General features: G+C 61.2%; 19 protein-coding genes and 2 pseudogenes. 11 read left to right on the top strand and 10 right to left on the bottom strand.

Annotation, left to right across the window (positions count from 1 at the left end; translation table 11 throughout):
* Positions 1 to 15: 15 nt before the first annotated feature.
* The 5 genes and pseudogenes from KI241_RS27695 to KI241_RS05030 all read right to left on the bottom strand — a co-directional run.
* A pseudogene (locus KI241_RS27695) lies at positions 16 to 108 on the bottom strand (GntR family transcriptional regulator); the annotation flags it as partial.
* Positions 109 to 298: 190 nt separating this feature from the next.
* Positions 299 to 1,063 carry an amino acid ABC transporter ATP-binding protein gene (locus KI241_RS05045; RefSeq protein WP_042730176.1) on the bottom strand — a complete coding sequence of 255 codons (765 nt, stop codon included), beginning with the start codon at positions 1,061 to 1,063 and terminating at the stop codon, positions 299 to 301.
* Positions 1,064 to 1,073: 10 nt separating this feature from the next.
* A complete protein-coding gene (locus tag KI241_RS05040) occupies positions 1,074 to 2,171 on the bottom strand; it encodes an amino acid ABC transporter permease (RefSeq protein WP_042730175.1) in 1,098 nt (365 codons plus the stop codon).
* A gap of 10 nt (positions 2,172 to 2,181) precedes the next feature.
* Positions 2,182 to 3,363: an amino acid ABC transporter permease gene (locus KI241_RS05035; RefSeq protein ID WP_042730174.1), complete on the bottom strand. Its 1,182-nt coding sequence runs from the start codon at positions 3,361 to 3,363 to the stop codon at positions 2,182 to 2,184.
* A 65-nt stretch (positions 3,364 to 3,428) separates the two neighbouring features.
* Positions 3,429 to 4,460, bottom strand: coding sequence for an amino acid ABC transporter substrate-binding protein (locus KI241_RS05030; RefSeq protein ID WP_042730173.1), 1,032 nt, complete (start codon positions 4,458 to 4,460; stop codon positions 3,429 to 3,431).
* A gap of 472 nt (positions 4,461 to 4,932) precedes the next feature.
* Between KI241_RS05030 and KI241_RS05025 the strand changes: the two genes are divergently transcribed.
* A complete protein-coding gene (locus KI241_RS05025) occupies positions 4,933 to 5,589 on the top strand; it encodes an alpha/beta fold hydrolase (protein WP_212803435.1) in 657 nt (218 codons plus the stop codon).
* Positions 5,590 to 5,687: 98 nt separating this feature from the next.
* A pseudogene (rhlB, locus tag KI241_RS05020) lies at positions 5,688 to 7,159 on the top strand (ATP-dependent RNA helicase RhlB).
* 136 nt (positions 7,160 to 7,295) lie between these two features.
* Here rhlB and moaE read toward each other — a convergent pair.
* The 5 genes from moaE to KI241_RS04995 form a co-directional block, all read right to left on the bottom strand.
* Positions 7,296 to 7,748, bottom strand: coding sequence for a molybdopterin synthase catalytic subunit MoaE (moaE, locus tag KI241_RS05015; protein ID WP_042730170.1), 453 nt, complete (start codon positions 7,746 to 7,748; stop codon positions 7,296 to 7,298).
* Positions 7,749 to 7,751: 3 nt separating this feature from the next.
* Positions 7,752 to 7,994 carry a molybdopterin converting factor subunit 1 gene (gene moaD / locus KI241_RS05010; RefSeq protein ID WP_042730169.1) on the bottom strand — a complete coding sequence of 81 codons (243 nt, stop codon included), beginning with the start codon at positions 7,992 to 7,994 and terminating at the stop codon, positions 7,752 to 7,754.
* The gene (gene moaC, locus KI241_RS05005) at positions 7,991 to 8,464 is read right to left on the bottom strand and encodes a cyclic pyranopterin monophosphate synthase MoaC (RefSeq protein ID WP_042730168.1); all 474 of its coding nucleotides are present in this window, start codon (positions 8,462 to 8,464) and stop codon (positions 7,991 to 7,993) included. Before moaC ends, moaD begins: the two co-directional genes overlap by 4 nt.
* A 258-nt stretch (positions 8,465 to 8,722) precedes the next feature.
* On the bottom strand, positions 8,723 to 10,117 hold the full coding sequence (locus KI241_RS05000) for a PhoH family protein (protein WP_042730167.1): 1,395 nt from the start codon (positions 10,115 to 10,117) through the stop codon (positions 8,723 to 8,725).
* 337 nt (positions 10,118 to 10,454) lie between these two features.
* Positions 10,455 to 11,579 carry a polysaccharide deacetylase family protein gene (locus tag KI241_RS04995; RefSeq protein ID WP_042730166.1) on the bottom strand — a complete coding sequence of 375 codons (1,125 nt, stop codon included), beginning with the start codon at positions 11,577 to 11,579 and terminating at the stop codon, positions 10,455 to 10,457.
* 311 nt (positions 11,580 to 11,890) lie between these two features.
* On the opposite strand from KI241_RS04995, the gene yaaA reads away from it, so the two are divergent.
* The 9 genes from yaaA (at position 11,891) to KI241_RS04950 (ending at position 24,820) form a co-directional block, all read left to right on the top strand.
* Complete coding sequence (gene yaaA / locus KI241_RS04990; protein ID WP_123578179.1) at positions 11,891 to 12,670, top strand: peroxide stress protein YaaA; 780 nt, start codon at positions 11,891 to 11,893, stop codon at positions 12,668 to 12,670.
* 811 nt (positions 12,671 to 13,481) lie between these two features.
* Positions 13,482 to 14,798 carry a nucleotide sugar dehydrogenase gene (locus KI241_RS04985; RefSeq protein ID WP_042729895.1) on the top strand — a complete coding sequence of 439 codons (1,317 nt, stop codon included), beginning with the start codon at positions 13,482 to 13,484 and terminating at the stop codon, positions 14,796 to 14,798.
* Between the two features lie 97 nt (positions 14,799 to 14,895).
* Entirely contained in the window at positions 14,896 to 16,380 is a 1,485-nt protein-coding gene (gene alg8 / locus KI241_RS04980; RefSeq protein ID WP_185057635.1) for a mannuronan synthase, read from the top strand.
* A gap of 35 nt (positions 16,381 to 16,415) precedes the next feature.
* Positions 16,416 to 17,585, top strand: coding sequence for an alginate biosynthesis protein Alg44 (locus KI241_RS04975; protein ID WP_042729897.1), 1,170 nt, complete (start codon positions 16,416 to 16,418; stop codon positions 17,583 to 17,585).
* 9 nt (positions 17,586 to 17,594) lie between these two features.
* Positions 17,595 to 19,106 (top strand): alginate biosynthesis TPR repeat lipoprotein AlgK, encoded by a 1,512-nt coding sequence (gene algK, locus KI241_RS04970; RefSeq protein ID WP_212803434.1) that lies wholly within the window; start codon positions 17,595 to 17,597, stop codon positions 19,104 to 19,106.
* 5 nt (positions 19,107 to 19,111) lie between these two features.
* Complete coding sequence (locus tag KI241_RS04965) at positions 19,112 to 20,596, top strand: alginate export family protein (protein ID WP_042729907.1); 1,485 nt, start codon at positions 19,112 to 19,114, stop codon at positions 20,594 to 20,596.
* Between the two features lie 26 nt (positions 20,597 to 20,622).
* Positions 20,623 to 22,212 carry a mannuronan 5-epimerase AlgG gene (gene algG, locus KI241_RS04960; protein WP_042729908.1) on the top strand — a complete coding sequence of 530 codons (1,590 nt, stop codon included), beginning with the start codon at positions 20,623 to 20,625 and terminating at the stop codon, positions 22,210 to 22,212.
* An 11-nt stretch (positions 22,213 to 22,223) separates the two neighbouring features.
* Complete coding sequence (locus tag KI241_RS04955) at positions 22,224 to 23,672, top strand: alginate O-acetyltransferase (protein ID WP_042729899.1); 1,449 nt, start codon at positions 22,224 to 22,226, stop codon at positions 23,670 to 23,672.
* A gap of 11 nt (positions 23,673 to 23,683) precedes the next feature.
* Positions 23,684 to 24,820 carry a mannuronate-specific alginate lyase gene (locus tag KI241_RS04950; protein ID WP_047737139.1) on the top strand — a complete coding sequence of 379 codons (1,137 nt, stop codon included), beginning with the start codon at positions 23,684 to 23,686 and terminating at the stop codon, positions 24,818 to 24,820.
* The last annotated feature ends 39 nt before the right edge of the window (positions 24,821 to 24,859 follow it).

Below are 24,859 nucleotides of genomic sequence, written 5' to 3'. Positions count from 1 at the left end.
TGGCCCATTGCGGATCAAGTCGAACACAGATTGATGACGAGGAACGATGTGGGGGCGCCGGCGCGATTGCGCACCGATCACGCTACAAAAATAGCGGTACAACCCGCTGGGCGCCGTATGGCGGCGGTGAAATCACAAACTGAATTTTCTGACATGTTAGTCAGCTTTATGTAGTACGGCAACCGCCTATGGCGATGGGGAGGGAAATTAAGTATGCGCTTGCTCGACCGCGACCCGCACGCGGTACAAAAAACAAACCCGGAGCAGTGTCCGGGTTCATTTCAGCGCCTGGGACCGATCAATGCAGGATCTGGCTCAGGAACAGCTTGGTGCGGTCGTTCTGCGGGTTGTCGAAGAAGTCGTTCGGCGCGGCCTGCTCGACGATCTCACCCTTGTCCATGAAGATCACGCGGTTGGCCACGGTGCGGGCGAAGCCCATTTCGTGGGTCACGCACAACATGGTCATGCCGTCTTCGGCCAGGCCGATCATGGTGTCGAGTACTTCCTTCACCATTTCCGGGTCGAGGGCCGAGGTAGGCTCGTCGAACAGCATGATCTTGGGCTTCATGCACAGGGCACGGGCGATGGCCACACGCTGTTGCTGGCCGCCGGAGAGCTGGCCCGGGTACTTGTGCGCCTGCTCTGGAATGCGTACGCGCTCCAGGTAATGCATGGCGATTTCCTCGGCCTTGCGCTTGGGCATCTTGCGTACCCACATCGGCGCCAGGGTGCAGTTCTGCAGGATGGTCAGGTGCGGGAACAGGTTGAAGTGCTGGAACACCATGCCGACCTCACGGCGGATCGCTTCGATCTGCTTGAGGTCGTTGGTCAGTTCCACGCCATCGACCACGATGCGGCCCTGCTGGTGCTCTTCCAGGCGGTTGAGGCAGCGGATGGTGGTGGACTTGCCGGAGCCCGACGGGCCGCACAGCACGATACGCTCGCCCTGCTTGACGTTCAGGTTGATGTCTTTCAACACGTGGAACTGGCCGTACCACTTGTTGACGCCCTGCATCTGAATAATGCCTTCAGGGCTCACAGGCTTTTTGATTGCTTCACTCATGAGTCAACTCCTAACGCTTGTGGCCTGTGTCGAGCTTGCGTTCCAGATGCATGGAATAGCGCGACATACCAAAACAGAAAATCCAGAACACCAGGGCGGCGAACACGTAGCCTTCAGTGGCCATGCCCAGCCATTTCGGGTCGGCGGCGGCTTGTTTCACACTGTTGAGCAGGTCGAACAGGCCGATGATGATCACCAGGCTCGTGTCCTTGAACAATGCGATGAAGGTGTTGACGATGCCCGGGATCACCAGCTTGAGGGCCTGCGGCAGGATCACCAGGCCCATGCTGCGCCAGTAACCGAGGCCCATCGCCGCGGCCGCTTCGTACTGCCCCTTGGGAATGGCCTGCAGGCCGCCGCGCACCACTTCGGCCACGTAGGCCGACTGGAACAGGATCACCCCGATGAGCGCCCGCAGCAGCTTGTCGAAGTTCATGCCCTCGGGCAGGAACAGCGGCAGCATCACCGACGACATGAACAGCACCGTGATCAACGGCACACCACGCCAGAACTCGATGAAGGTGACGCAGACCACGCGGATCGCCGGCATGTTCGAACGCCGGCCCAGGGCCAGGACGATACCCAGCGGCAGTGCGCCGGCGATGCCGACCGTGGCGATCACCAGGGTCAGCATCAGGCCGCCCCATTGGCTGGTCGCCACCGCGTCCAGGCCGAACACGCCACCGTGCAGCAGGCACCAGGCAACGATCGGGTACACCACCAGGAAGCTCAGGCCATAGATCGCCTTGCGCGGGAAGCGCGAGATGAACAACGGCGCCGCGCCGATCACTGCCAGCCACACCGTCAGGTCTACGCGCCAGCGCAGTTCCGTCGGGTAGTAGCCATACATGAACTGGCCGAAACGCTGCTGGATGAACACCCAGCAGGCGCCTTCCTTGGTGCAGTCGGCGCGGGTAGTACCCACCCAGTTCGCATCCAGGATGGCCCAGTGCAGCAGCGGTGGGATAATCAGGTAGATCAGGTAGAACGCGAACAGGGTCAGCAGCGTATTGATCCAGCTGGAGAACATGTTGGCGCGCACCCATGCCACCACACCGATGCTGTTGCTCGGTGGCGGCATGTCAGGCTTGAAAGTATGGGATGTCATGCGCGTTTCCTCACCGCTCGATCAGCGCAATGCGCTTGTTGTACCAGTTCATCAGCAGGGAAATGCTGATACTGATCGCCAGGTACACACTCATGGTGATCGCAATCACCTCGATGGCCTGGCCGGTCTGGTTCAACACCGTGCCGGCGAACAGCGACACCATTTCCGGGTAACCGATACCGGCCGCCAGGGAGGAGTTCTTCGCCAGGTTCAGGTATTGGCTGGTCAGCGGCGGAATGATCACGCGCAAGGCTTGCGGGATGATCACCTTGCGCAGGGTCGGCCCGTTGCGCAGGCCCAGCGAGCGCGCCGCTTCGGTCTGGCCGTGGCTGACCGACTTGATGCCCGAGCGCACGATCTCGGCGATGAACGCCGCGGTGTACACCGTCAAGGCCAGGGTCAAGGCCAGCAGTTCCGGGATCAGCACCCAGCCGCCGACGAAGTTGAAGCCCTTGAGCTGCGGCATTTCCCAATGCACCGGCGCACCGAACAGCAGCGCGCTCAAGGCCGGGATTACCAGGAACAGCGCCAGGCCGGCCCAGAACTTGTGGAACGGCTCGCCGGTCGCGTCGAAACGCTTGTTGGCCCAGCGGGCCATCAGCACGATAGCGACGATCGCCAGCACCACGCTGACCACGAACGGCCAGAATCCGTCCGCCACCAACGCGGCCGGCATGTTCAAGCCCCGGCTGCTGACAAAGAAAGTGTCGCCGAAGTTATGGGCAGCCCGCGGCCCCGGCATGCTCAGGAATACCGCGAAGTACCAGAACAGGATTTGCAGCAGCGGCGGAATGTTGCGGAAAACCTCCACGTAGACGGTCGCCAGCTTGGAGATGATCCAGTTCTGCGACAAGCGTGCGACACCGATGATGAAGCCGAGGATGGTCGCCAGGATCACGCCGATGAAAGTCACCAGCAGCGTGTTGAGCAAACCGATCACGAAGACGCGGGCATAGCTGTCCGCTTCGGTGTAGTCGATCAGGTGTTGGGCAATGCCGAAGCCGGCACTGCGTTCCAGGAAGCCGAAACCGGAGGTGATGCCCCGGTGTGCCAAGTTGGTCTGCGTGTTATCGAACAGGTACCAGCCCAGCGCGATGACCGCCACGACCGTGACGATCTGAAATACCCACGCACGCACTTTTGGATCGCTGAGGCTGAGCCTCTGCTTTGGTGCGCCGATTGAATTTTGCATGAAGTGCCCCGCAAAGAATGGAACAGAACATCACCCGGTGGTTGGCCCACCGGGTGATAGAACCATCAGCGCACTGGTGGTGCGTATTGAATGCCGCCAGCGTTCCACAGCGCGTTCAGGCCGCGGTCGATTTCAAGCGGAGTGCTCTTGCCCAGGTTGCGCTCGAACATTTCACCGTAGTTGCCAACTTGCTTGACGATCTGGACGACCCAGTCCTTCGGCAATTTCAGGTCCTTACCGTACTCACCGTCAGCGCCCAGCATACGAGCGACGTCCGGGTTCTTGGTGGACTTGGCTTCGGCCTCGACGTTCTTCGAGGTCACGCCGGCTTCTTCAGCGTTGAGCAGTGCATAGCCTGTCCAACGCACGATGGCCAGCCACTCGTCGTCGCCGTTACGTACGACCGGGCCCAGGGGTTCCTTGGAAATGGTTTCCGGCAGAACGACGTAGTCCTTCGGCGAGGCCAGCTTGCTGCGCTGGGCGAACAGCTGGGATTTGTCGGAAGTCAGCACGTCGCAACGACCGGATTCCAGCGACTTGGCGCTTTCGTCGGAGGTGTCGAAGGTGATCGGGGTGTACTTCAGGCCGTTGGCGCGGAAGTAGTCGGACACGTTCAGCTCGGTGGTGGTACCGGCCTGGATGCAGATGGTTGCACCGTCCAGTTCCTTGGCGCTCTTCACACCCAGCTTGTTGTTGGCCAGGAAGCCGATGCCATCGTAGTAGGTGATGAAGCCTGAGAATTTCAGGCCCATGCCCGCGTCACGGGAGCTGGTCATGGTGGAGTTGCGCGAGAGCACGTCGATTTCGCCCGATTGCAGCGCGGTGAAGCGCTCCTTGGCGTTCAACTGGCTGAACTTGACCTTGCTTGCATCGCCGAATACGGCAGCGGCCACGGCACGGCAGAAGTCGGCGTCGATACCGACGATCTTGCCGGTCGAATCAGGCACCGAGAAACCCGGCAGGCCATCACTCACACCGCATTGCACGAAACCCTTCTTCTGTACCGCGTCCAGGGTCGCACCCGCCTGCGCGAAACCGCTGACACCGAGCACAGCTGCTGCAGTCACGACAGCCAGGGTGGATTTCAGTAACTTCATTCAAACCTCCAGTTTTGCTCTTGTTGTGTCGGAGCTTGAGTCCTGTCGCACCCTTTTGAGGCATTGCCGACCCTTGTTGGCTTTTTTTAGGGTCAACCGACGTCTGGACCTTCGCTATGAGTCTATTAATGAGAACGTCCACCAGCAGTGGTCATGCCACTTCTCACCAATCGGCCGAACGGGCTGTAGCCCTTCACGTTCGCGAAGCCCGTAGCGGCTATTGGCGAACATCCATCACCGGATTTCTGATATCCCATGCGTCGCGTCAAGCTGATAGTGTTACCGCGCAGCGTAAGAATCATCACTCAGGCATCCTCATAGCAAAGCCCGTACCAGACCGCTGCGCTTGGTCCTTGTAAAACACGTCAAGACAAAAAGTTGTAAGTTTGCGACATCTAATTAACTGAGACACCGGACGCGCACCGTAACAATGCACTGATAGGGCGCACCCGCACAGATTTGGAGCACCGCCATGACCGACCCCTTGATTCTCGAGCCCAGCGGCACCGCAGACGCGTGCGTTATCTGGCTCCACGGCCTGGGCGCCGATCGCTTTGATTTCCTGCCAGTGGCCGAAATGCTGCAACAAAGCCTGCTCACCACGCGTTTCGTTCTACCCCAGGCGCCGACCCAGCCAGTAACGATCAACGGGGGCTACGCGATGCCCAGTTGGTACGACATCCGCGCGCTGAGCCCGGCGCGGGCCATCGACGAACAGCAACTGGAAGTCTCGGCACAACGGGTCATCGACCACGTCGAAACCCAGCGAGCCGGCGGAATAGACGCCTCGCGGATTTTCCTGGCGGGGTTCTCCCAGGGCGGCGCGGTGGTCTACCACACGGCGTTCGTGAAATGGCAGGGCCCGTTGGGCGGCGTGATCGCCCTCTCCACATATGCCCCGACGTTCGGCGACGAACTGCAATTGTCGGCCAGCCAGCAACGCATTCCCGTGCTGGCGCTGCACGGGCAGTACGACGAAGTGGTGCTCAACCCGATGGGGCGCACCGCCAAGGAGTATTTGAAGCAGCATGGTGTCACCGTGACATGGCAGGAATACCCAATGGGCCACGAAGTGTTACCCGAAGAGATTCGTGACATTGGCCATTGGCTGGCCGAGCGCTTGCGCTAAGAGGCAAATCGTCACGCCAGGCCGTTGACGAACCCACTACGCCGCGCCCGTTTCTTGCATTACACTGGCCGGCGTACATTCCTTAACCAATCGATGAGATGACCGTGCTCAAAGCACTCAAGAAGATGTTCGGTAAAAGCGAGGCCGAACAGCTCGCGCCTGCCGCCAGCGCGCCTGTCCCCGCCCCGAGCCGTCCCGATGCGCAGCAGCCGCGCCGGACCGCCCCTGTGGCGCAGGAGAAAAAACAGCCGGCGGCGCCATCCGCCGCCAAACCCGTCGCCCCGGCGCCGGAGAAGCCACGCAACGAATCCCCCGGCCACGCCGCGAACGGGCGCCAAAACCGCCGGCCGTCGCCTGGAAGCTGGAAGATTTCGTCGTCGCCCCCCAGGAAGGCAAGACCCGCTTCCATGACTTCAAGCTGGCCCCTGAACTGATGCATGCCATCCAGGACCTGGGGTTCCCGTATTGCACGCCCATCCAGGCGCAGGTGCTGGGCTACACCCTCGCCGGCAAGGACGCCATCGGTCGCGCCCAGACCGGCACCGGCAAGACCGCCGCGTTCCTGATCTCCATCATCACCCAACTGCTCCAGACCCCGCCGCCCAAGGAACGCTACATGGGTGAACCGCGGGCGCTGATCATCGCCCCGACCCGCGAGCTGGTGGTACAGATCGCCAAGGACGCCGCCGACCTGACCAAGTACACCGGCCTGAACGTCATGACGTTCGTCGGTGGCATGGACTTCGACAAGCAGCTCAAGCACCTCGAAGCCCGCCACTGCGACATCCTGGTGGCCACCCCGGGCCGCCTGCTGGACTTCAATCAGCGCGGCGACGTGCACCTGGACATGGTCGAAGTGATGGTCCTGGACGAAGCCGACCGCATGCTCGACATGGGCTTCATCCCCCAGGTCCGCCAGATCATTCGCCAGACACCGCCGAAAAGCGAGCGCCAGACCCTGCTGTTTTCCGCCACCTTCACCGATGACGTGATGAACCTGGCCAAGCAGTGGACCACCGACCCGGCCATCGTCGAGATCGAAGCCGAGAACGTGGCCAGCGAAAACGTCGAGCAACACATCTATGCGGTGGCCGGTGCCGACAAGTACAAGCTGCTCTACAACCTGGTCAACGACAACGGCTGGGAACGGGTGATGGTCTTCGCCAATCGCAAGGACGAAGTGCGCCGCATCGAGGAACGCCTGGTGCGCGATGGCGTCAACGCCGCGCAGTTGTCAGGTGACGTGCCGCAACACAAGCGCATCAAGACGCTGGAAGGCTTTCGCGAAGGCAAGATCCGCGTCCTGGTGGCCACCGATGTCGCAGGTCGCGGCATCCACATCGACGGCATCAGCCACGTGATCAACTTCACCCTGCCGGAAGTACCGGACGACTACGTGCACCGGATCGGCCGCACCGGCCGCGCGGGCGCCGAAGGCGTGTCCATCAGCTTCGCCGGGGAAGACGACTCCTACCAGTTGCCGTCCATCGAGGCGCTGCTGGGCCGCAAGATCAGTTGCGAAATGCCGCCGACGCATCTGCTGCGTCCGGTCGAGCGCAAGCGCTCCTGAGCCTGCCGCAACAAAAAAACGCAGCCCACCAAGGCTGCGTTTTTTTTGGCTTCAGGTCTTCGCAATTGGACAGGGGCAAAGCTGAGGACGCCTGCTCGCCACGCGCTTGAAAGTCACTGCAAGGAAACGGGCCTGCTCACGACTTCCAGCGATCCGCCGCCGCATGATCGCTGTCCCGGCCCTCGACCCAGCGCGGGCCGTCGGCGGTGTTTTCCTTTTTCCAGAATGGCGCGCGGGTCTTGAGGTAGTCCATGACAAAGGCGCAGGCGTCGAACGCCGCCTGGCGATGGGCGCTGGCGGCCGCGACGAACACGATCGGTTCGCCCGGCTCCAGCGCGCCGATGCGGTGCAGCACCTCCAGCTTGAGCAGCGGCCAGCGTTGCTCGGCCTCGGTGGCGATCTTGCCCAGGGCCTTCTCGGTCATGCCCGGGTAGTGCTCCAGGAACATCCCGGACACATCGAGGCCGTCGTTGAAATCGCGCACGTAGCCGACAAAACTGACCACCGCGCCCACGCCGACGTTGGCCGCGTGCATCGCATTGACCTCGGCCCCCGGGTCGAACGGCTCGGCCTGTACCCGAATCGCCATGGTTCAGCCTCCGGTCACGGTGGGGAAAAAGGCCACTTCGTCACCGTCCGCCAGGGGTTCGTCGAGCTGGCACAGGTCTTCGTTGCGCGCGCACATCAGGTTCTGTTCGCGCAGCACGTCGGCACCGTCACGGCGGGCGAGCAACGCGCGCACATCCTCGACCGTGGCGAACTCACCGTCGACGGTAACCGCTTCCACGCCCAGCGCTTCCCGATAACGGGCAAAGAATTTCACGTTGATTTTCATGAGGCGTCCGCCTGGAAATGACCGCTCTTGCCGCCGAGTTTCTCCAGCACGCGCACGCCTTCGATGGTCATGCCGCGGTCAACGGCCTTACACATGTCATAAATGGTCAGTGCCGCCACGCTGGCGGCGGTGAGGGCTTCCATCTCCACCCCGGTCTGGCCCGACAACTTGCACCGGGCGACGATGCGCACCCGCTCGTGCCCTTCGGCACTGAGCTCGACCTTGACGCTGGTCAGCATCAGGGGATGGCAGAGCGGGATCAGGTCGCTGGTCTTTTTCGCCGCCTGGATACCGGCAATGCGCGCCACGGCAAACACGTCGCCCTTGGGATGACCGCCACTGACGATCATCTGCAGTGTCTCGGGCAGCATGCGCACAAAGGCTTCGGCGGTGGCCTCACGGAACGTCACGGCTTTGTCGGTGACGTCGACCATGTTGGCGCGACCTTGGGAATCGAGATGAGTCAGCACAGGGTTACTCCTGATCGGGAGTGTCGATTGTAAACCCGTGGGTCAGATTCAGGCACGCCTGATTGTCGCACCTGGGGTGCGCTGTAATGCCCCAGACACCGCACATCCCCTTTTTGGGAGCGGGCTGGCTCGCGAATGCTGTGGGTCAGTTGCTCAATAGGCGTCTGACACCGCGCTTTCGCGGGCAATCCCGCTCACACAGGTTTTTGTACAGCCGTAAAAAACCGGGCGGCCTGGAGGCCGTCCGGTCTGGTTGGGTTACAGGTGGGATTCGGCGTATTCGGCCAGGATCGAGCGCGGTACGCCTTGCAGGGTGATGTGGACGCCGTTGGGGAAGTCCTTGAAGCGTTCGGTCAGGTACGTCAGCCCCGAGCTGGTGGCGGACAGGTAAGGGGTGTCGATCTGCGCCAGGTTACCCAGGCACACCACTTTGGAACCGGCACCGGCACGGGTGATGATGGTTTTCATCTGGTGCGGGGTGAGGTTCTGGCATTCGTCGATCAGGATCAGGCTTTGCTGGAAGCTGCGGCCCCGGATGTAGTTGAGGGATTTGAACTGCAACGGCACTTTGCTGAGGATGTAGTCGACGCTGCCATGGGTGCTTTCGTCATCCATGTGCAAGGCTTCGAGGTTGTCGGTGATGGCCCCCAGCCAAGGCTCCATTTTTTCCGCCTCGGTGCCGGGCAAGAAGCCGATTTCCTGGTCCAGGCCCTGCACGCTGCGGGTGGCGATGATGCGCCGGTAACGCTTGCTGACCATGGTCTGCTCGATGGCGGCGGCCAGGGCCAGGATGGTCTTGCCCGAACCGGCGGCGCCGGACAGGTTGACCAGGTGAATGTCCGGGTCGAGCAAGGCGAACAGCGCCAGGCTCTGGTAGATGTCGCGAGGCTTGAGGCCCCAGGCCTCCTGGTGCAACAGGGGCTCCTGGTGCAGGTCGAGGATCAGCAGCTTGTCGTCCTGGATTTCCTTGATCCAGCCGACAAATCCTTGTTCGTCGATGATGAATTCGTTGATGTGCACCGCCGGCAGGTTGTCGATCAGTTGCACCTGGTGCCAGGTGCGACCGTGATCCTGGCGGGTCTCGACCTTGCTCACCCGGTCCCAGAAGGAGCCGGTCATGGTGTGGTAGCCATTGGGCAACAACGAGACGTCGTCGACCAGTTGGTCGGTGCTGTAGTCCTCCGCCGCGATCCCGCAGGCGCGGGCCTTGAGGCGCATGTTGATGTCTTTGGTGACCAACACCACGGCCTGGTCCTTGTTGCGCGCGTGCAGGTCGATCAACTGGTTGATGATGATGTTGTCGTTCAGGTGTTCAGGCAGCACCAGGTTCGGTTCGGTGCGCTTGCTCATCAGGATCGAGAGCAGGCCCTTGGGACCGCTCTTGCCACGCTGGATCGGCACGCCGAGCTCGACGTCCTCGGGGGAGGCATCGCCCAGGGTCTTGTCGATCAGGCGGATCGCCTGGCGGCATTCGGCGGCCACGCTGTGATGCCCGCTCTTGAGCTTGTCCAGCTCCTCCAGCACGGTCATCGGGATGGCGACGTGGTGTTCTTCGAAGTTCAGGAGCGCGTTTGGATCGTGAATCAATACGTTGGTATCGAGTACATACAGGATTGGCTGGTTGGAGGAAGGGCTACGTCCGTGGTCATCCATACTCGGTCACCTTTGTGGGGGCCATTCGACGCAATACCGTGACAGTGCTGCGCCTCGAGGTAGCCACCGAATTCACCCGCGAGGGTTCAGGTGAACTGCACACAATCTGGGTCTTGGAAGACGCCACCTGTGTTGCAGGTTTCGGCGGTCTGACTTCTTGATACTCCAAAAACCATGACAGGAAAAAGCACTTTGACGCTTTTTTGAAGTTTATTTTTCAGAGTGACGAATAACCCTTGGCGTACCGCCCCGGCACCGTTAAAGTCGGAAGTCCGGTTGCCCTGAATGTCCGCCGCAATTTGCGCCCCGCCCAATGTTTCCGGGCCTTTTCCAGGTTTCAGCGAAACGCTTCCTGACAGTCTTCCCAACCGATCCCGCTTTGCGCCGTCTGCGTCACCAGCCACGGCAGCGCCGTCTTCACCCCCTCCTGCTTGGCATTGAAGTTGATCACCCCATGGCGCCATAACAGCATCAGCGTCAGCGCACGCTGGGCGCTTTGCTCGGGTTTGAGCCGCAAGGTGCTGTCCTGGGGATCGATGTCCCACAGCGCCACTTGCAGGCCCTGTTGCCGGAAGAACCCTTCGGCGTCGCCACGGCGCTGGCCCTGGGGCGGACGGAACAGCGGCACGTAGTTCTCCGGCAACTTGCTCTTGACCAGGTCGACGCTGCGCCGCACCGAATCCTGCCAGTCCTGCCAATAGCTATGGGAACGGAACTCCCAGCCCTGAACCCCCACGCACTGCCCGGAATACAAGCTCTGTAGGCCGTTGACGGCGTGCTCCGCCAGCCGCGCCTCGATATCCTTGCCCAACACGAAGAAGGTGCCGTTCATGTTCGACTTGCGCAGGTAATCCGTCACCCATGGGGTATTGTCCGGCGTCACGTTGGCGCCGCTGTCGAAGGTCAGCAGGAAGAGCCGGTCATGCATGGCTTCGCCGTTGCGCTCGTAATCACCGAACCGCGCAATTTCGCTGCTGGTTTGCGGGAAAAGCGCGGCTTTTCGCAGCAGCTCGTCGCGGTACTGGGTGTGGAAGACCTGGCTCGGCCCGGCCCATTTGTAATAGAACGAACTCTCATCGAGGTGGAACCTGCGCGCCTCTTCGCGCAGCGTCGCCATGTTCTCGACCAGATAACAGAAGGAGGCATCCTGGTCGCAACTGCGTTGGGCAAAGTTGTAGTTGTCCAGCAGCCGCTGCCACAACCGGGTACGAAGCGCGTCCACCGCGGCCATGTTGACCGTACGCAGCCCCAGGTATTGCTTGAGGGCGATTTCATCCATGGCGTCGACGTCCAGCAGCACCCGGGCGAACATCAGGATCTCGGCCCGCGAGGCCACGTCGAACAAGGTCGGGCTGGTGAGCTGTTCCGGCCAGGTGCTGCGGTCGAGGGTCGCAATGTCGTTGGGCGCGGCGATGACGCTGCAACTCAACAGCCAGGCCGATAACACAAAGGCGATACGCAAAAGGGATGTCTCCATAACGAAACCCGCGCCGCATCATAGCTGATCCTGGGGCGACGACTTGTCGGCTCCAACCACTTATCTGGACATACCCGCTTTTGTGGCGAGGGAGCTTGCTCGCGCAGGGCTGTGAAGCAGCCCCAGGAATGCCGGCAACCGCTTCGCGCCCGAGCGCGAGCAAGCTCCCTCGCCACAAGAACATGCGGGTTCCAGACCACAACTCGCATCACACCACCCATCCCCTATTGCCCCTATAGCTGGAGTCCACCCGGACAACCCCCTAGAATCGCCGCACCTTTGAAGGAGACGACTAGATGCTGATGGTGATTTCCCCCGCCAAGACCCTCGACTATGAAAGGCCACCGGCCACCGAGCGTTTCACCCAGCCGCAGTACCTGGACCACTCCCAGGAACTGATCGAGCAACTGCGCGAGCTCTCGCCGGCACAGATCAGCGAACTGATGCACGTCTCCGACAAGATCGGTGGCCTCAACGCCGCACGGTTCGGCAGCTGGACGCCGGCCTTCACCCCGGCCAACGCCAAGCAGGCATTGCTGGCCTTCAAGGGCGACGTGTACACCGGCCTCGACGCCCAGAGTTTCGGCGAGGCCGACTTCGACTACGCCCAGCAGCACCTGCGCATGCTCTCCGGCCTGTATGGCCTGCTGCGCCCGCTGGACCTGATGCAGCCCTACCGGCTGGAGATGGGCACGAAGCTGGCCAACGCCCGGGGCAAGGACCTTTATGCGTTCTGGGGCACGCGTATCAGCGAGTGGCTGAACGAAGCCCTGGCCGAACAAGGTGATGACGTCCTGTTGAACCTGGCGTCCAACGAGTACTTCTCGGCGGTCAAGCGCTGCGCCCTGAAAGCGCGCGTCATCGACACCGAGTTCAAGGATCTGAAAAACGGCCAGTACAAGATCATCAGTTTCTACGCCAAGAAAGCCCGCGGCCTGATGAGTCGCTTCGTGATCCAGGAACGCATCAACGACCCTGCCGCCCTCAAGCAATTCGATGTACAGGGCTATCGCTTCAACGCCCAACAATCGAGCCCCGACAAACTGGTTTTCCTGCGCGACCATGCTCCGGAATAAAGCATAACTTTATAAGGCCCCCTGATCGGGGGCCTCGATCAACCCCGTACTTGTCATCTTGCTTCCCCTCCCACTTCGTCAGCTTCATGACGCCAACAAATCGTCCACCCCGCAGGCTAACTTTTGTTTCACTCGACACTCGTCAGTTTTTTGCGTAGTGGCACACATTTTTTTCTACCGTAGTGGCACAAAACTATCCACCCCCGCTAACTCCCCATTTATAAAGGGCGAAACGGCGCGTGATATCAAAATGAAAGCAGTGCCATCTTGGATAATATTTCGAAAAATTTCGAAAATCGCGATGAGCGGATCGGAACTATGTGAAATCGCACGGCTCATACCACCGGTAACGATTATCGCCGAACGTGTAGGAGATAACTTACAGACGACGTCGGACGGAGTAACCAAGTTGTCACGGCAACTTAGCGAAACGGTCGCCTAATTGGATCCACCCTTAAAGGATGGGAGATAACGCAACATTACTATCCCCAAAAAGGCCAAGGCTGCGCCCCTACATTGTGCTCACCCGAGCACGGAAGTTTTTGATTTTGTGGGCTTTTCGCCAGAGATCAGAAGTGAAACACCTTTGCACGAGTGTTCCCGACAACGAGGACTGGCTGCATAACAGGGCAGGTCATAACAACAAGGCCGCTTTGCGCACAACTTGAGTGCAATTATTTAGACACTCGGAACTTAGTATGCCTGCACAACGGCATTGTGGCGCCTGCACTCCACACTTCCGAGTGCACGATGACCGCTGAACACTATTAACTCCGGCCATTTATTGGCGTGAAAAACAGAGGTAAATGCGATGCGCATTAGCATATTTGGTTTGGGTTACGTCGGTGCAGTATGTGCCGGTTGCCTGTCTGCACGGGGCCATGACGTAGTTGGCGTAGATGTCGCCAAAGACAAGATCGACATGATCAACGCGGGCAAATCGCCGATTGTTGAACCTGGTCTTGGCGAGCTGTTGGCCCAAGGTATTGAAACAGGTCGACTGCGCGGTACTACCAACTTCGCCGAAGCGATTCGCGATACTGACCTGTCGATGATTTGCGTCGGTACTCCGAGCAAAAAGAACGGCGACCTGGAACTGAACTACATTGAGGCCGTGTGCCGCGAGATCGGTTTCGTACTGCGTGACAAGACCACCCGCCACACTGTCGTGGTCCGCAGCACCGTATTGCCGGGCACCGTCGCAAACGTTGTCATCCCGATCCTGGAAGACTGCTCCGGCAAGAAAGCCGGCGTCGACTTCGGCGTCGCGGTCAACCCTGAATTCCTGCGCGAAAGCACCGCGATCAAGGACTACGACCTGCCACCGATGACCGTGATCGGTGAGTTCGACAAAGCTTCTGGCGACGTCCTGCAATCGCTGTACGAAGAACTCGATGCGCCGATCATCCGCAAGGACATCGCCGTCGCCGAGATGATCAAGTACACCTGCAACGTCTGGCACGCCACCAAGGTGACCTTCGCCAACGAGATCGGCAACATCGCCAAGGCAGTCGGCGTCGATGGCCGTGAAGTGATGGATGTGGTCTGCCAGGACAAGACCCTGAACCTGTCCCAGTACTACATGCGCCCAGGCTTCGCCTTCGGCGGCTCCTGCCTGCCCAAGGACGTTCGCGCCCTGACCTACCGCGCCAGCTCCCTGGACGTGGAAGCGCCATTGCTCAACTCGCTGATGCGCAGTAACGAGTCCCAGGTGCAGAACGCCTTCGACATCGTTTCCAGCCACGAGAAACGCAAAGTCGCCCTGCTGGGCCTGAGCTTCAAGGCCGGCACCGACGACCTGCGCGAAAGCCCGCTGGTCGAGCTGGCGGAAATGCTGATCGGCAAGGGCTACGACCTGCGCATCTACGACAGCAACGTCGAATACGCCCGCGTCCACGGCGCGAACAAGGACTACATCGAGTCGAAGATCCCTCACGTCTCGTCCTTGCTCAACTCCGACTTCGACTCGGTCATCGACAGCTCCGACATCATCATCCTGGGCAACCGTGACGAGAAGTTCCGCGCGCTGACCGAGAACGTACCGGAAGGCAAGCAGGTCATCGACCTGGTCGGCTTCATGTCCAAGGCCACCACGCCGAGTGGCCGGACCGAAGGCATCTGCTGGTAAGTCTGTTTGCCGGCCGGGGCACATCCCGGCCGGCCTTTCGCCTGCCTTAACCCATCGGGCCGCCCACGAGGCCCGCCCGAGATAGAGACGGATGCAGATTATGCACAGGCTAAAGCACGGCCTGCTTCAGGCCGCCGGTTGGCTGTTTTACTTGAGTTTATTGATGGGCATCGCCTTGGCGTTGCCCACGTCCACGTTCGACTCCGAATCCAAGGACTTCATCTTCCTGATCGGCGCCGTGGGCATCTGGCGTTACTCCATGGGCGCAACGCATTTCGTGCGCGGCATGATCTTCCTGTACATCGTCTACCCGCATCTGCGCCGCAAGGTTCGCAAGCTGGGCAAGGCCGCCGATCCATCCCACGTGTACCTGATGGTCACCAGCTTCCGGATCGATGCGCTGACCACCGCCCAGGTGTATGGCTCGGTGATTCGCGAAGCCATCGACTGTGGGCTGCCTACCACCGTGGTCTGCTCCATCGTGGAAATGTCCGACGAGCTGCTGGTCAAGAGCCTCTGGGCCCGCATGAACCCGCCAGAGCGGGTCAAGCTGGACTTCGTGCGCATCCCCGGCACCGGTAAACGCGACGGCCTGGCCTACGGCTTCCGCGCCATCTCCCGCCACCTGCCGGACGACCGCGCGGTGGTCGCCGTAATCGATGGCGACACCGTCCTCGCCGAAGGCGTCGTGCGCAAGACCGTCCCTTGGTTCCAGCTGTTCGGCAACGTCGGCGGCCTGACCACCAACGAGTTCTGCGAAGTGCGCGGCGGCTACATCATGGCCGAGTGGCACAAGCTGCGTTTCGCCCAGCGTCACATCAACATGTGCTCCATGGCCCTGTCCAAGCGCGTGCTGACCATGACCGGTCGTATGTCGGTGTTCCGCGCCACGGTAGTGACCAACCCCGACTTCATCGCCGACGTCGAGAGCGACTCGCTACAACACTGGCGCCTGGGCCGCTTCAAGTTCCTGACCGGCGACGACAAGTCGAGCTGGTTCAGCCTGATGCGCCTGGGCTACGACACCTTCTACGTGCCTGATGCGGCGATCAACACCGTTGAACACCCGCCGGAAAAAAGCTTCATCAAGGCCAGTCGCAAGCTGATGTTCCGCTGGTACGGCAACAACCTGCGGCAAAACTCCCGGGCCCTGGGCTTGGGCATGCGCCGCCTGGGCATGTTCACCTCGGTGGTGCTGTTCGACCAGCGCGTGTCGATGTGGACCTCGCTGCTGGGCCTGACCGTGGCGCTGATCGCCAGCTTCAAGTACGGCACCGCGTTCATCCTGGTGTACCTGCTGTGGATCGGCATCACCCGCCTGATCCTGACGCTGCTGTTGTCGTGCTCCGGTCACCGGATCGGCCCTGCCTACCCGGCGATTCTCTATTACAACCAGATCGTCGGCGCGTTGGTGAAGATCTATGTGTTCTTCCGCCTTGACCAGCAGTCCTGGACCCGCCAGCCCACCTCACTGACCCGTGATCTCGCCAGCTTTCAACGTTGGTTCAACACTTGGTCGTCTCGGACCATGACCTTCTCCGCCGGCAGCATTTTTGTCGCTGTGCTGCTGACGATGGTCTGACCGGACTTGAATGAATTAACTAGGAAATCGCCCCTATGAACACCGCCGTGAACGTCAACGTAGTGCATGAATCCGAAGCCCAGCGCCAGCACGCCCGAGTGAAAATCCCGGCCAAGCTGCGTTTCTTCGGCCCCGACCGCACGCCAATGGAAGTCAAGGTCCTGGACCTGTCCGCTGGCGGCCTTTGCTTCAACGCCGGCCAGATGCCGCTCAAGGTGGGTGAAACCTACAAGGCCCGCCTGCAGTTCGTGATCGACAACCTTGGCCTGGCCATGGACGTGGAATTGCAGATCCGCTCCTTCGACCGCCAGACCGGCCGCACCGGTTGCCAGTTCCAGAACCTGGAGCCACGGGACATCGCCACGCTGCGTCACATCATCACCTCGCACCTGGCCGGCGACATCGTCGGTGTCGGCGACGTGCTGGCGACCTTGCAGCGCGACAACTTCACCAAGGCACGCAAGCAGAAAGACGAAAGCGGCGGCATGAGCGCTTTCGGTCGCCTGCGCGCAGTGACCTTCAGCCTCGGGATCTTCGTCGTCGGCCTGGCCGCGTTCGGCTTCATCTTCAAGTCGGTGTACGGCATGTACTTCGTCAGCCACGCCCAGGCGGGCCTGGTGAACGTACCCGGCATGGCCATCACCATGCCGCGCGACGGCACCGTGCAGAGCCTGGTCAAGGCTGACGGCGTGGCCGCCAAGGGCGCTCCGCTGGCGACCTTCAGCACCAGCATGCTCGACGTGCTCAAGGGCCACCTGGACGACAACCAGCTGCAACCGGCCAAGGTCGAGGAACTGTTCGGCAAGCAAATGACCGGCACCCTGACCTCGCCATGCGACTGCATCGTGGCCCAGCAACTGGTCGCCAACGGTCAGTACGCCAGCAAGGGCGACGTGATCTTCCAACTGGTGCCACGCGGCACCGAAGCCAACGTCGAGGCACGCTTCTCGTATCGCCAATTCGGCGACGTGCGCCCAGGCACCTCGGTCAACTTCCAGGTGGCCGGCGAAGACACCACCCGCACCGGCAAGATCGTCAGCAGCACCAGCCTGAAAAGTGAAGACCTCTCCTCCGACATCCGCGTGCTGATCAAGCCTGACGAGCCGCTGGACAGCTCGCTGGCCGGCCGTCCTGTGGAAGTCCACAGCGACCGTGGCCCGAACCTGAACTGGCTGATCGACAAAGCCATGGCTGTCGGTATCTAAGTCGAGGATATGCCCGTGACCACTCCACAAAACAACAACGCACCGCATTCCCTGTGGGAGCGAGCTTGCTCGCGATGGGATCAGCGCAGTGTGTCTGATGTATCGAGCGGCCTGCATCGCGAGCAAGCTCGCTCCCACATTCGATCGGGGTACTGCGCACTGGCCTTGGCAATCAGCCTGGCCGGCTGCGCCGGCCTGCCCGACCAGCGCCTGGCCAACGAAGCGCTCAAGCGCGGCGACACGGCGCTGGCGCAGCAGAACTACCAGCAGTTGGCAGACCTGGGCTACAGCGAAGCCCAGGTCGGCCTGGCCGATATTCAGGTGGACAGCCGTGATCCGGAGCAGATGAGAAAAGCCGAGGCGACCTACCGCGCCGCCGCCGACATCTCGCCACGGGCCCAGGCGCGCCTGGGTCGCCTGCTGGTGGCCAAACCCGGCTCCACCGAAGCCGAAAAGCACGAAGCCGAAGGCCTGTTGAAGAAAGCCTTCGCCAACGGTGAAGGCAACACCCTGATCCCGCTGGCGATGCTGTACCTGCAATACCCGCACAGTTTCCCGAACGTCAACGCCCAGCAGCAGATCAGCCAATGGCGCAGCGCCGGCTACCCGGAAGCGGGCCTGGCGCAGATCCTGCTCTACCGCACCCAGGGCACCTACGACCAGCACCTGGACGAAGTCGAGAAAGTCTGCAAGGCCGCGCTGGCCACCACCGACATCTGCTACGTCGAACTGGCCACGGTCTATCAGAAGCGCGGCCAGCCGGAACAGCAGGCCGAGTTGATCAAGCAGATGCAGGCCGGCCACGCCCGCGGCGTCGTATCCGCCCAGCGCGTGGACAGTGTTGCCCGGGTCCTGGCCGATGCCAGCCTGGGCAAGACCGACGAAAAAACCGCCCAGTCGCTGCTCGAAGGCATCGCCCCCGGCTACCCCGCTGCCTGGGTCAGCCTGGCGCAGTTGCTCTACGATTTCCCTGAACTGGGCGACGTCGACAAGATGATGCAGTACCTGGAAAACGGCCGCGCCGCCGACCAGTCGCGTGCCGAGCTGTTGCTGGGCAAGCTGTACTACGAAGGCAAGTGGGTCCCGGCCGATGCCAAGGCCGCCGAGGCACATTTCCAGAAAGCCGTGGGCCGCGAAGTGGCCGCCGATTACTACCTTGGCCAGATCTATCGCCGTGGCTACCTGGGCCAGGTGTACTCGCAAAAAGCCCTGGACCATCTGCTCAAGGCCGCCCGCAACGGCCAGAACAGCGCCGATTTCGCCATTGCCCAGTTGTTCTCCCAGGGCAAGGGCACCAAGCCCAACCCGGTCAACGCCTATGTATTCAGCCAGTTGGCCAAGGTACAGAACACCCCGCAAGCCATCGAACTTGCCCAGACCCTCGAAGCCCAATTACCGCCGCAGCAACTTGCACAAGCCCAGCGCCTGCTAAAACAGGAGCAGGCCATTCGGGGCGCCATGAGCCCCGATACGCTGGAACTGCAAGCCCTAAAAGAAGATGACGGCGAGGAACAACTATGAAGCCTTTGAAGCTCAATCCTTTTGTGCAGGCCGGTATTGGCCTGACATGCGCCCTGCTCTGGTCCTGCCCGACGCTGGCCGCCCTGACTGAAACCAAGAACTTCGGCCTGGAAGTGAAGATCACCGGCCAGTCCGAAGACGACCGCGACCTCGGCACCCAGAGCGGTGGCGACGTCAACGGTATCGGCCTGGACCTGCGCCCTTGGGTCTATGGTGAAAGCGGTAACTGGAGCGCCTACGCCATGGCTCAGGCCGTGACCTCCACCGACATCATCGAGACGGACACCCTGCAACAATCCGACGGCGCCACCGAACAGACCGACAGCGGCGACCGCGAAGCCAAGAAAAGCTACCTGGCAATGCGTGAATTCTGGATTGGCTACAGCGGCCTGACCCCGTACCCGGGCGAGCAATTGAAGTTCGGCCGCCAGCGCCTGCGCAACGACGATGGCCAATGGCGCGACACCAATATCGAGGCCCTGAACTGGACCTTCGACACCACGTTGCTGCGGGCCAACCTCGGCGTTGCCGAACGCTTCAGCGAGTACCGCACCGACCTCAAGGAACTGTCGCCCAAGGACAAGGATCGCCTGCACGTCTATGGCGACGTCGGCTACCAGTGGATGCCAGGCCAGTGGGCCGGGATCCGTGCCCACCACACCCATGATAACGGCAGCCTCGACTACCCGACCCCGGGCGAGCCTACCGACACCCTGGACAAGACCCAGAACGGCGACTTGACCTGGCTGGGCCTGGAAGCCAACAGCGACGCCTACAACTGGCGCAACACCAACACCGTCAACTACTGGGCCAGCATCACCGGCATGACCGGCGACCGCGACACCGTCAATGCGCTCAATGCCGACGGCACGCGCCCGGCGCAAGCCAAGCGCAGCGACGACGTCGACGGCTGGGCCACCGACCTGGGTATCCGCCTGCGCCTCGACCCGCAATGGCAAGTCGGTGCGGCCTATGCCCGCGCCAGCGAGGACTACGAACAAAACGGTCTGCAGAGCAACCGCTCGAACTTCACCGGCACGCGCTCGCGGGTCCACCGTTTCGGCGAAGCCTTCCGCGGCGAAATGGCCAACACCCAGAGCGCCAGCCTGTTCGGTTCCTGGCAGTTGCGCGACGAATACGACGCCAGCCTGGTGTACCACAAGTTCTGGCGCGTGGACGGCAACAAGCCGGTGGGCAGCAACGGCATCAACGCCGTGCAGAACAACACCGACGACGTCACCGGCGCCATCCTGTCCACCTCGACCCTGCCGCTGCGTGACGGCGACAAGGACCTGGGCCAGGAAGTCGACCTCGTCGTCACCAAGTACTTCAAGCAAGGTCTGCTGCCTGCCGCGTTGAGCCAGTCCATCGATGAGCCATCGGCGCTGGTGCGCTTTCGTGGCGGTGTGTTCAAGCCAGGCGATGCCTACGGCAAAGAGGTCGATTCGTACATGCATCGCGCCTTTGTCGACGTGATCTGGCGCTTCTGATGCAAATGGCCATGGGAGTGCCCGAAATGAACCGCTACCTCAGGAACAGCCAGGCGATGAAAGGTTCGATCAGCCTGTTGGTCGCAGCGATGCTGCTGGCCGGCTCGCCGGCGTTCGCCAACGTTGAACCGGCGGTCAAGCCAGGCAACGTGGTCAAGGAACTGCAACGCGCCAAGACCTACACCGTCAACAGCGCGCCGACCGCGCCGCTGGAACTGGCCAAGCCGACCTTGCCCGACCTCAAGGGCTTCACCGCCGAAGCGGCCGCGGCCAAGATCGTGCGGACCAAGACCGGCAAGGTCAGCGTGCGCCGGATGATGCAGGAAAACGCCTTGAAGGACTTCATCGGCGGCGACAACAAGATGGCCGAGTGGGTGGTGCGCCAGCACGGCATCCCCCAGGCCATCTTCCTCGACGACGGCTACATGAACCTCAAGGACGTGGCCAAGAAGGTGCCCAAGTACATCATCGAGACCTCGCCCGGTGTCTACCTGGCGAAGATCCCGATCGTGGTCGGCCAGAAAGGCATCCTGGAAATCGACAAACAGACCCAGGAACTGCGCCTGTCCCAAGAGGGCGGCTCGTTCCTGGTCAACGATGGCCAGATGTTCATCCGCGACACCAAGGTCACCGGCTGGCGTGAAAAGGACAACGGCCCCGCCACGTTCCGCTCGCCCAAGGAATTCCGTCCGTTCCTGCTGTCCTGGGGCGGCACCGAGACCTACATCGTCAACACCAAGATGGCCAGCTTCGGTTACTCCAACAGTAAGTCGTACGGGGTGAGTATTTCCCAGTACACGCCGAACATGGCCAAGGTCCTCAAGCGTCCGGAACCGACCGGCTGGATCATCGGTTCCGAGTTCTCGGACATGTGGTACGGCTTCTACTGCTACGAGACCCGCGACTTCGTGGTCAAGAGCAACACCTACAAAGACAACATCGTCTACGGCATCGACCCCCACGACCGTTCCCATCGGCTGATCATCGCCGACAACACGGTCTACGGGACGAAGAAGAAGCACGGGATCATCATTTCCCGTGAGGTCAACGACAGCTTCATCTTCAACAACCGCAGCTACGACAACAAGCTCTCGGGCCTGGTGATCGACCGTAACAGCGTCAACAACATCATTGCCTACAACGAGATCTACAAGAACCACACCGACGGCATCACCCTCTACGAGAGTGCCGACAACCTGTTGTGGGACAACAAGGTGATCAGCAACCAGCGTCACGGCATCCGGATTCGTAACAGCGTGAACATCCGCCTCTACGAAAACGTATCCATGGCCAACGGCCTGACCGGGATCTACGGCCACATCAAGGACCTGTCCGACACCGACCGCGACATCAAGCTCGACCCGTTCGACGCCGAGGTCTCGCTGATCGTGGTGGGTGGTGAACTGGCTGCCAACGGCAGCGGCCCACTGTCCATCGACTCGCCCTTGAGCGTGGAGCTGTACCGCGTGTCCATGCTCGCGCCGACCAAATCCAGCGGCATCAGCTTCACGGGAATCCTGGGTGAACGCCAGGATGAAATTCTCGACCTGCTGGTGCGCCAGCAGAAAGCCGTGCTGATCGACCCTGTCGAAAGCCAGACCGAATTGCGGGACTGAGGATGACCTTTATGAACCCACAGATGATCAAGCTTCTGGGCCTGTCCGCCCTGACTGCCGGCATTCTCGCCGCCACCTCGGGCGCGCGCGCCGATGAAATCCAGGCACCGACCTTCACGGCCGAGCCTTGCTGCAACCTGTGCCCTGCGGCCCACGATGCGAAGAACTACACCACGCGCTACCAGCAGAACTTCACCACGCTGGTCCAGGCCCAGGGTGACTGGCTGTTCCGGACCCAGGAAGACCTGCGTACCGAGTTCAACACCACCCCGGCCGGCTACAAGCGCCTGCAACAATTGCATGACGCGTTCAAGGCCAAGGGTGTCGAACTGGTGCTGGTCTACCAGCCGACCCGTGGCCTGGTGAACCGCAACAAGCTCAACCCCCAGGAGAAGGCCAGCTTCGATTTCGACAAGGCCCTGACCAACTACAAGACCATGCTGGGCCGCTTCGCCCAGATGGGTTACGTGGTGCCGGACCTGTCGCCCCTGACCAACGAAAACCTGCCTGAAACCCTCCCGGCCCACGACTTCTACTTCCGTGGCGACCAACACTGGACGCCTTACGGTGCCCAACGCACGGCCAAGATCGTTGCCGAGAAGGTCAAGCAGCTCCCGGCCTTCGCCGACATTCCCAAGCGTGAATTCGAGACCAAGAAGTCCGGCCGCATGGGCAAGACCGGCACCCTGCACAACATGGCCGGCCAACTGTGCGGCACCAGCTATGCCATCCAGTACATGGACCAGTTCACCACCGAGCCGAAGGGCGAGGCCGGTGACGGCGACCTGTTCGGCGATTCCGGCAACCCGCAGATCACCCTCGTGGGCACCAGCCACAGTGGCAAGAACTACAACTTCGCCGGTTTCCTGGAAGAAGCCATCGGCGCCGACATCCTCAACGTGGCCTTCCCCGGCGGCGGTTTCGAGGGCGCCATGATCCAGTACCTGGGCAGCGAAGAGTTCCAGAAGAACCCGCCGAAGATCCTCATCTGGGAGTTCTCGCCGCTGTATCGCCTGGACCAGGAAACCATCTACCGCCAGATGATGGCGTTGCTCGACAACAACGGCTGTGAAGGCAAGCCGGCGCTGATGAGCAGCAAGACCGCCCTCAAGCCGGGCAAGAACGAATTGATGGTCAATAGCAAGAATATGGACCTGCGTAACAGCAGTCACCAGATCGACATCCGCTTCGCCGATACCTCGGTGAAAACCTTGCAAGCCACCCTCTGGTACATGAATGGGCGCCACGAGGATATCAAGATCGAAAAACCGGATACCTCCGAAACCGACGGGCGTTTCGCCTTCCAACTGCGCACCGACGAAGACTGGGCTTCCCAGAACCTGCTGGCCCTGGAAGTCCAGGGGCCTGAAGCCGGTGCAGCCCCTCTGCAGGTGGAAGCGAAAGTCTGCAAACGCAACGCATCTGTGCAAGCCGAACAAACGGCTCAGATCGGACAATGAGGTCTCGTCTCATGACCAGAACCACGCATACCCGAACGTTGAAAACACTGCTGGCACCGTCCCTGCTGACCCTGGCGATGTTCGCCGGGGCCACGCAGGCGGCGGCCCCGCTGCGCCCGCCACAGGGCTACTTCGCACCGATCGAGAAGGTCAAGGTGGGCGAAGCCTCCCAAGGCTGCGATGCCACCCCGACGCCCTACACCGGTTCCCTACAATTTCGCAGCAAGTACGAGGGCTCCGACAAGGCCCGCGCGACCCTGAACGTGCAATCGGAAAAAGCCTTTCGCGACAGCACCGCCGACATCACCAAGATCGAGCGCGGCGTCAGCAAGCAGGTGATGCAATTCATGCGTGACGGTCGCCCGGAACAATTGGAATGCACCCTGAACTGGCTGACCACCTGGGCCAAGGCCGATGCGCTGATGTCCAAGGACTTCAACCACACCGGCAAGTCCATGCGCAAATGGGCCCTGGGCAGCATGGCCTCGGCCTATGTGCGCTTGAAGTTCTCCGAGTCGCGGCCGCTGGCCAACCATCAGGAACAAGCGCAACTGATCGAAAGCTGGTTCAGCAAGATGGCCGACCAGGTGGTCAGCGACTGGGACAACCTGCCGTTGGACAAGACCAACAACCACTCGTACTGGGCCGCCTGGTCGGTGATGGCCACCTCCGTGGCAACCAACCGCCGCGACCTGTTCGACTGGGCCGTCAAGGAATACAAGGTCGGGGTCAACCAGGTCGACGCCGACGGCTACCTGCCCAACGAACTCAAGCGCAAGCAACGGGCCTTGTCGTATCACAACTATGCCCTGCCGCCGCTGGCGATGATCGCCAGTTTCGCCCAGGTCAACGGTGTCGACCTGCGCCAGGAAAACAACGGTGCCCTCAAGCGGTTGGGTGACCGGGTGCTGGCCGGGGTGAAGGACCCGGAGATCTTCGAAGAGAAGAACGGCGAAGAGCAGGACATGAAGGATTTGAAGGTCGATTCGAAATTCGCCTGGCTCGAACCGTTCTGCAGCCTCTACAGCTGCCCCGAGGATGTGCTGGAACGCAAGCATGAAATGCAACCGTTCAAGACCTTCCGCCTCGGCGGGGACTTGACCAAGGTGTATGACCCGGCCAACGAAAAAGGCAGCAAAGGTTCTTAGATACACACGGATCCCTGTGGGAGCGGGCTTGCTCGCGAA

This window comes from Pseudomonas sp. Cab53, assembly GCF_018325965.1.
In the GTDB taxonomy this organism is placed as follows: domain Bacteria; phylum Pseudomonadota; class Gammaproteobacteria; order Pseudomonadales; family Pseudomonadaceae; genus Aquipseudomonas; species Aquipseudomonas chlororaphis_E.
The sequence above is the reverse complement of the archived record's forward strand: the minus strand, read 5'-3'. Positions and strand labels throughout refer to the sequence as shown.

Bases quoted from the DNA above. Each gene is read 5' to 3' on its own strand.
- KI241_RS04985 (WP_042729895.1), top strand. From the start codon at position 13,482: ATGCGCATTAGCATATTTGGTTTGGGTTACGTCGGTGCAGTATGTGCC.
- KI241_RS05040 (WP_042730175.1), bottom strand. From the start codon at position 2,171: ATGACATCCCATACTTTCAAGCCTGACATGCCGCCACCGAGCAACAGC.
- KI241_RS04975 (WP_042729897.1), top strand. From the start codon at position 16,416: ATGAACACCGCCGTGAACGTCAACGTAGTGCATGAATCCGAAGCCCAG.
- KI241_RS05045 (WP_042730176.1), bottom strand. From the start codon at position 1,063: ATGAGTGAAGCAATCAAAAAGCCTGTGAGCCCTGAAGGCATTATTCAG.
- KI241_RS05035 (WP_042730174.1), bottom strand. From the start codon at position 3,363: ATGCAAAATTCAATCGGCGCACCAAAGCAGAGGCTCAGCCTCAGCGAT.
- yaaA (WP_123578179.1), top strand. From the start codon at position 11,891: ATGCTGATGGTGATTTCCCCCGCCAAGACCCTCGACTATGAAAGGCCA.
- KI241_RS05025 (WP_212803435.1), top strand. From the start codon at position 4,933: ATGACCGACCCCTTGATTCTCGAGCCCAGCGGCACCGCAGACGCGTGC.
- KI241_RS04950 (WP_047737139.1), top strand. From the start codon at position 23,684: ATGACCAGAACCACGCATACCCGAACGTTGAAAACACTGCTGGCACCG.
- moaD (WP_042730169.1), bottom strand. From the start codon at position 7,994: ATGAAAATCAACGTGAAATTCTTTGCCCGTTATCGGGAAGCGCTGGGC.
- algG (WP_042729908.1), top strand. From the start codon at position 20,623: ATGAACCGCTACCTCAGGAACAGCCAGGCGATGAAAGGTTCGATCAGC.
- KI241_RS05030 (WP_042730173.1), bottom strand. From the start codon at position 4,460: ATGAAGTTACTGAAATCCACCCTGGCTGTCGTGACTGCAGCAGCTGTG.
- KI241_RS05000 (WP_042730167.1), bottom strand. From the start codon at position 10,117: ATGGATGACCACGGACGTAGCCCTTCCTCCAACCAGCCAATCCTGTAT.
- algK (WP_212803434.1), top strand. From the start codon at position 17,595: ATGCCCGTGACCACTCCACAAAACAACAACGCACCGCATTCCCTGTGG.
- KI241_RS04955 (WP_042729899.1), top strand. From the start codon at position 22,224: ATGAACCCACAGATGATCAAGCTTCTGGGCCTGTCCGCCCTGACTGCC.
- moaE (WP_042730170.1), bottom strand. From the start codon at position 7,748: ATGGCGATTCGGGTACAGGCCGAGCCGTTCGACCCGGGGGCCGAGGTC.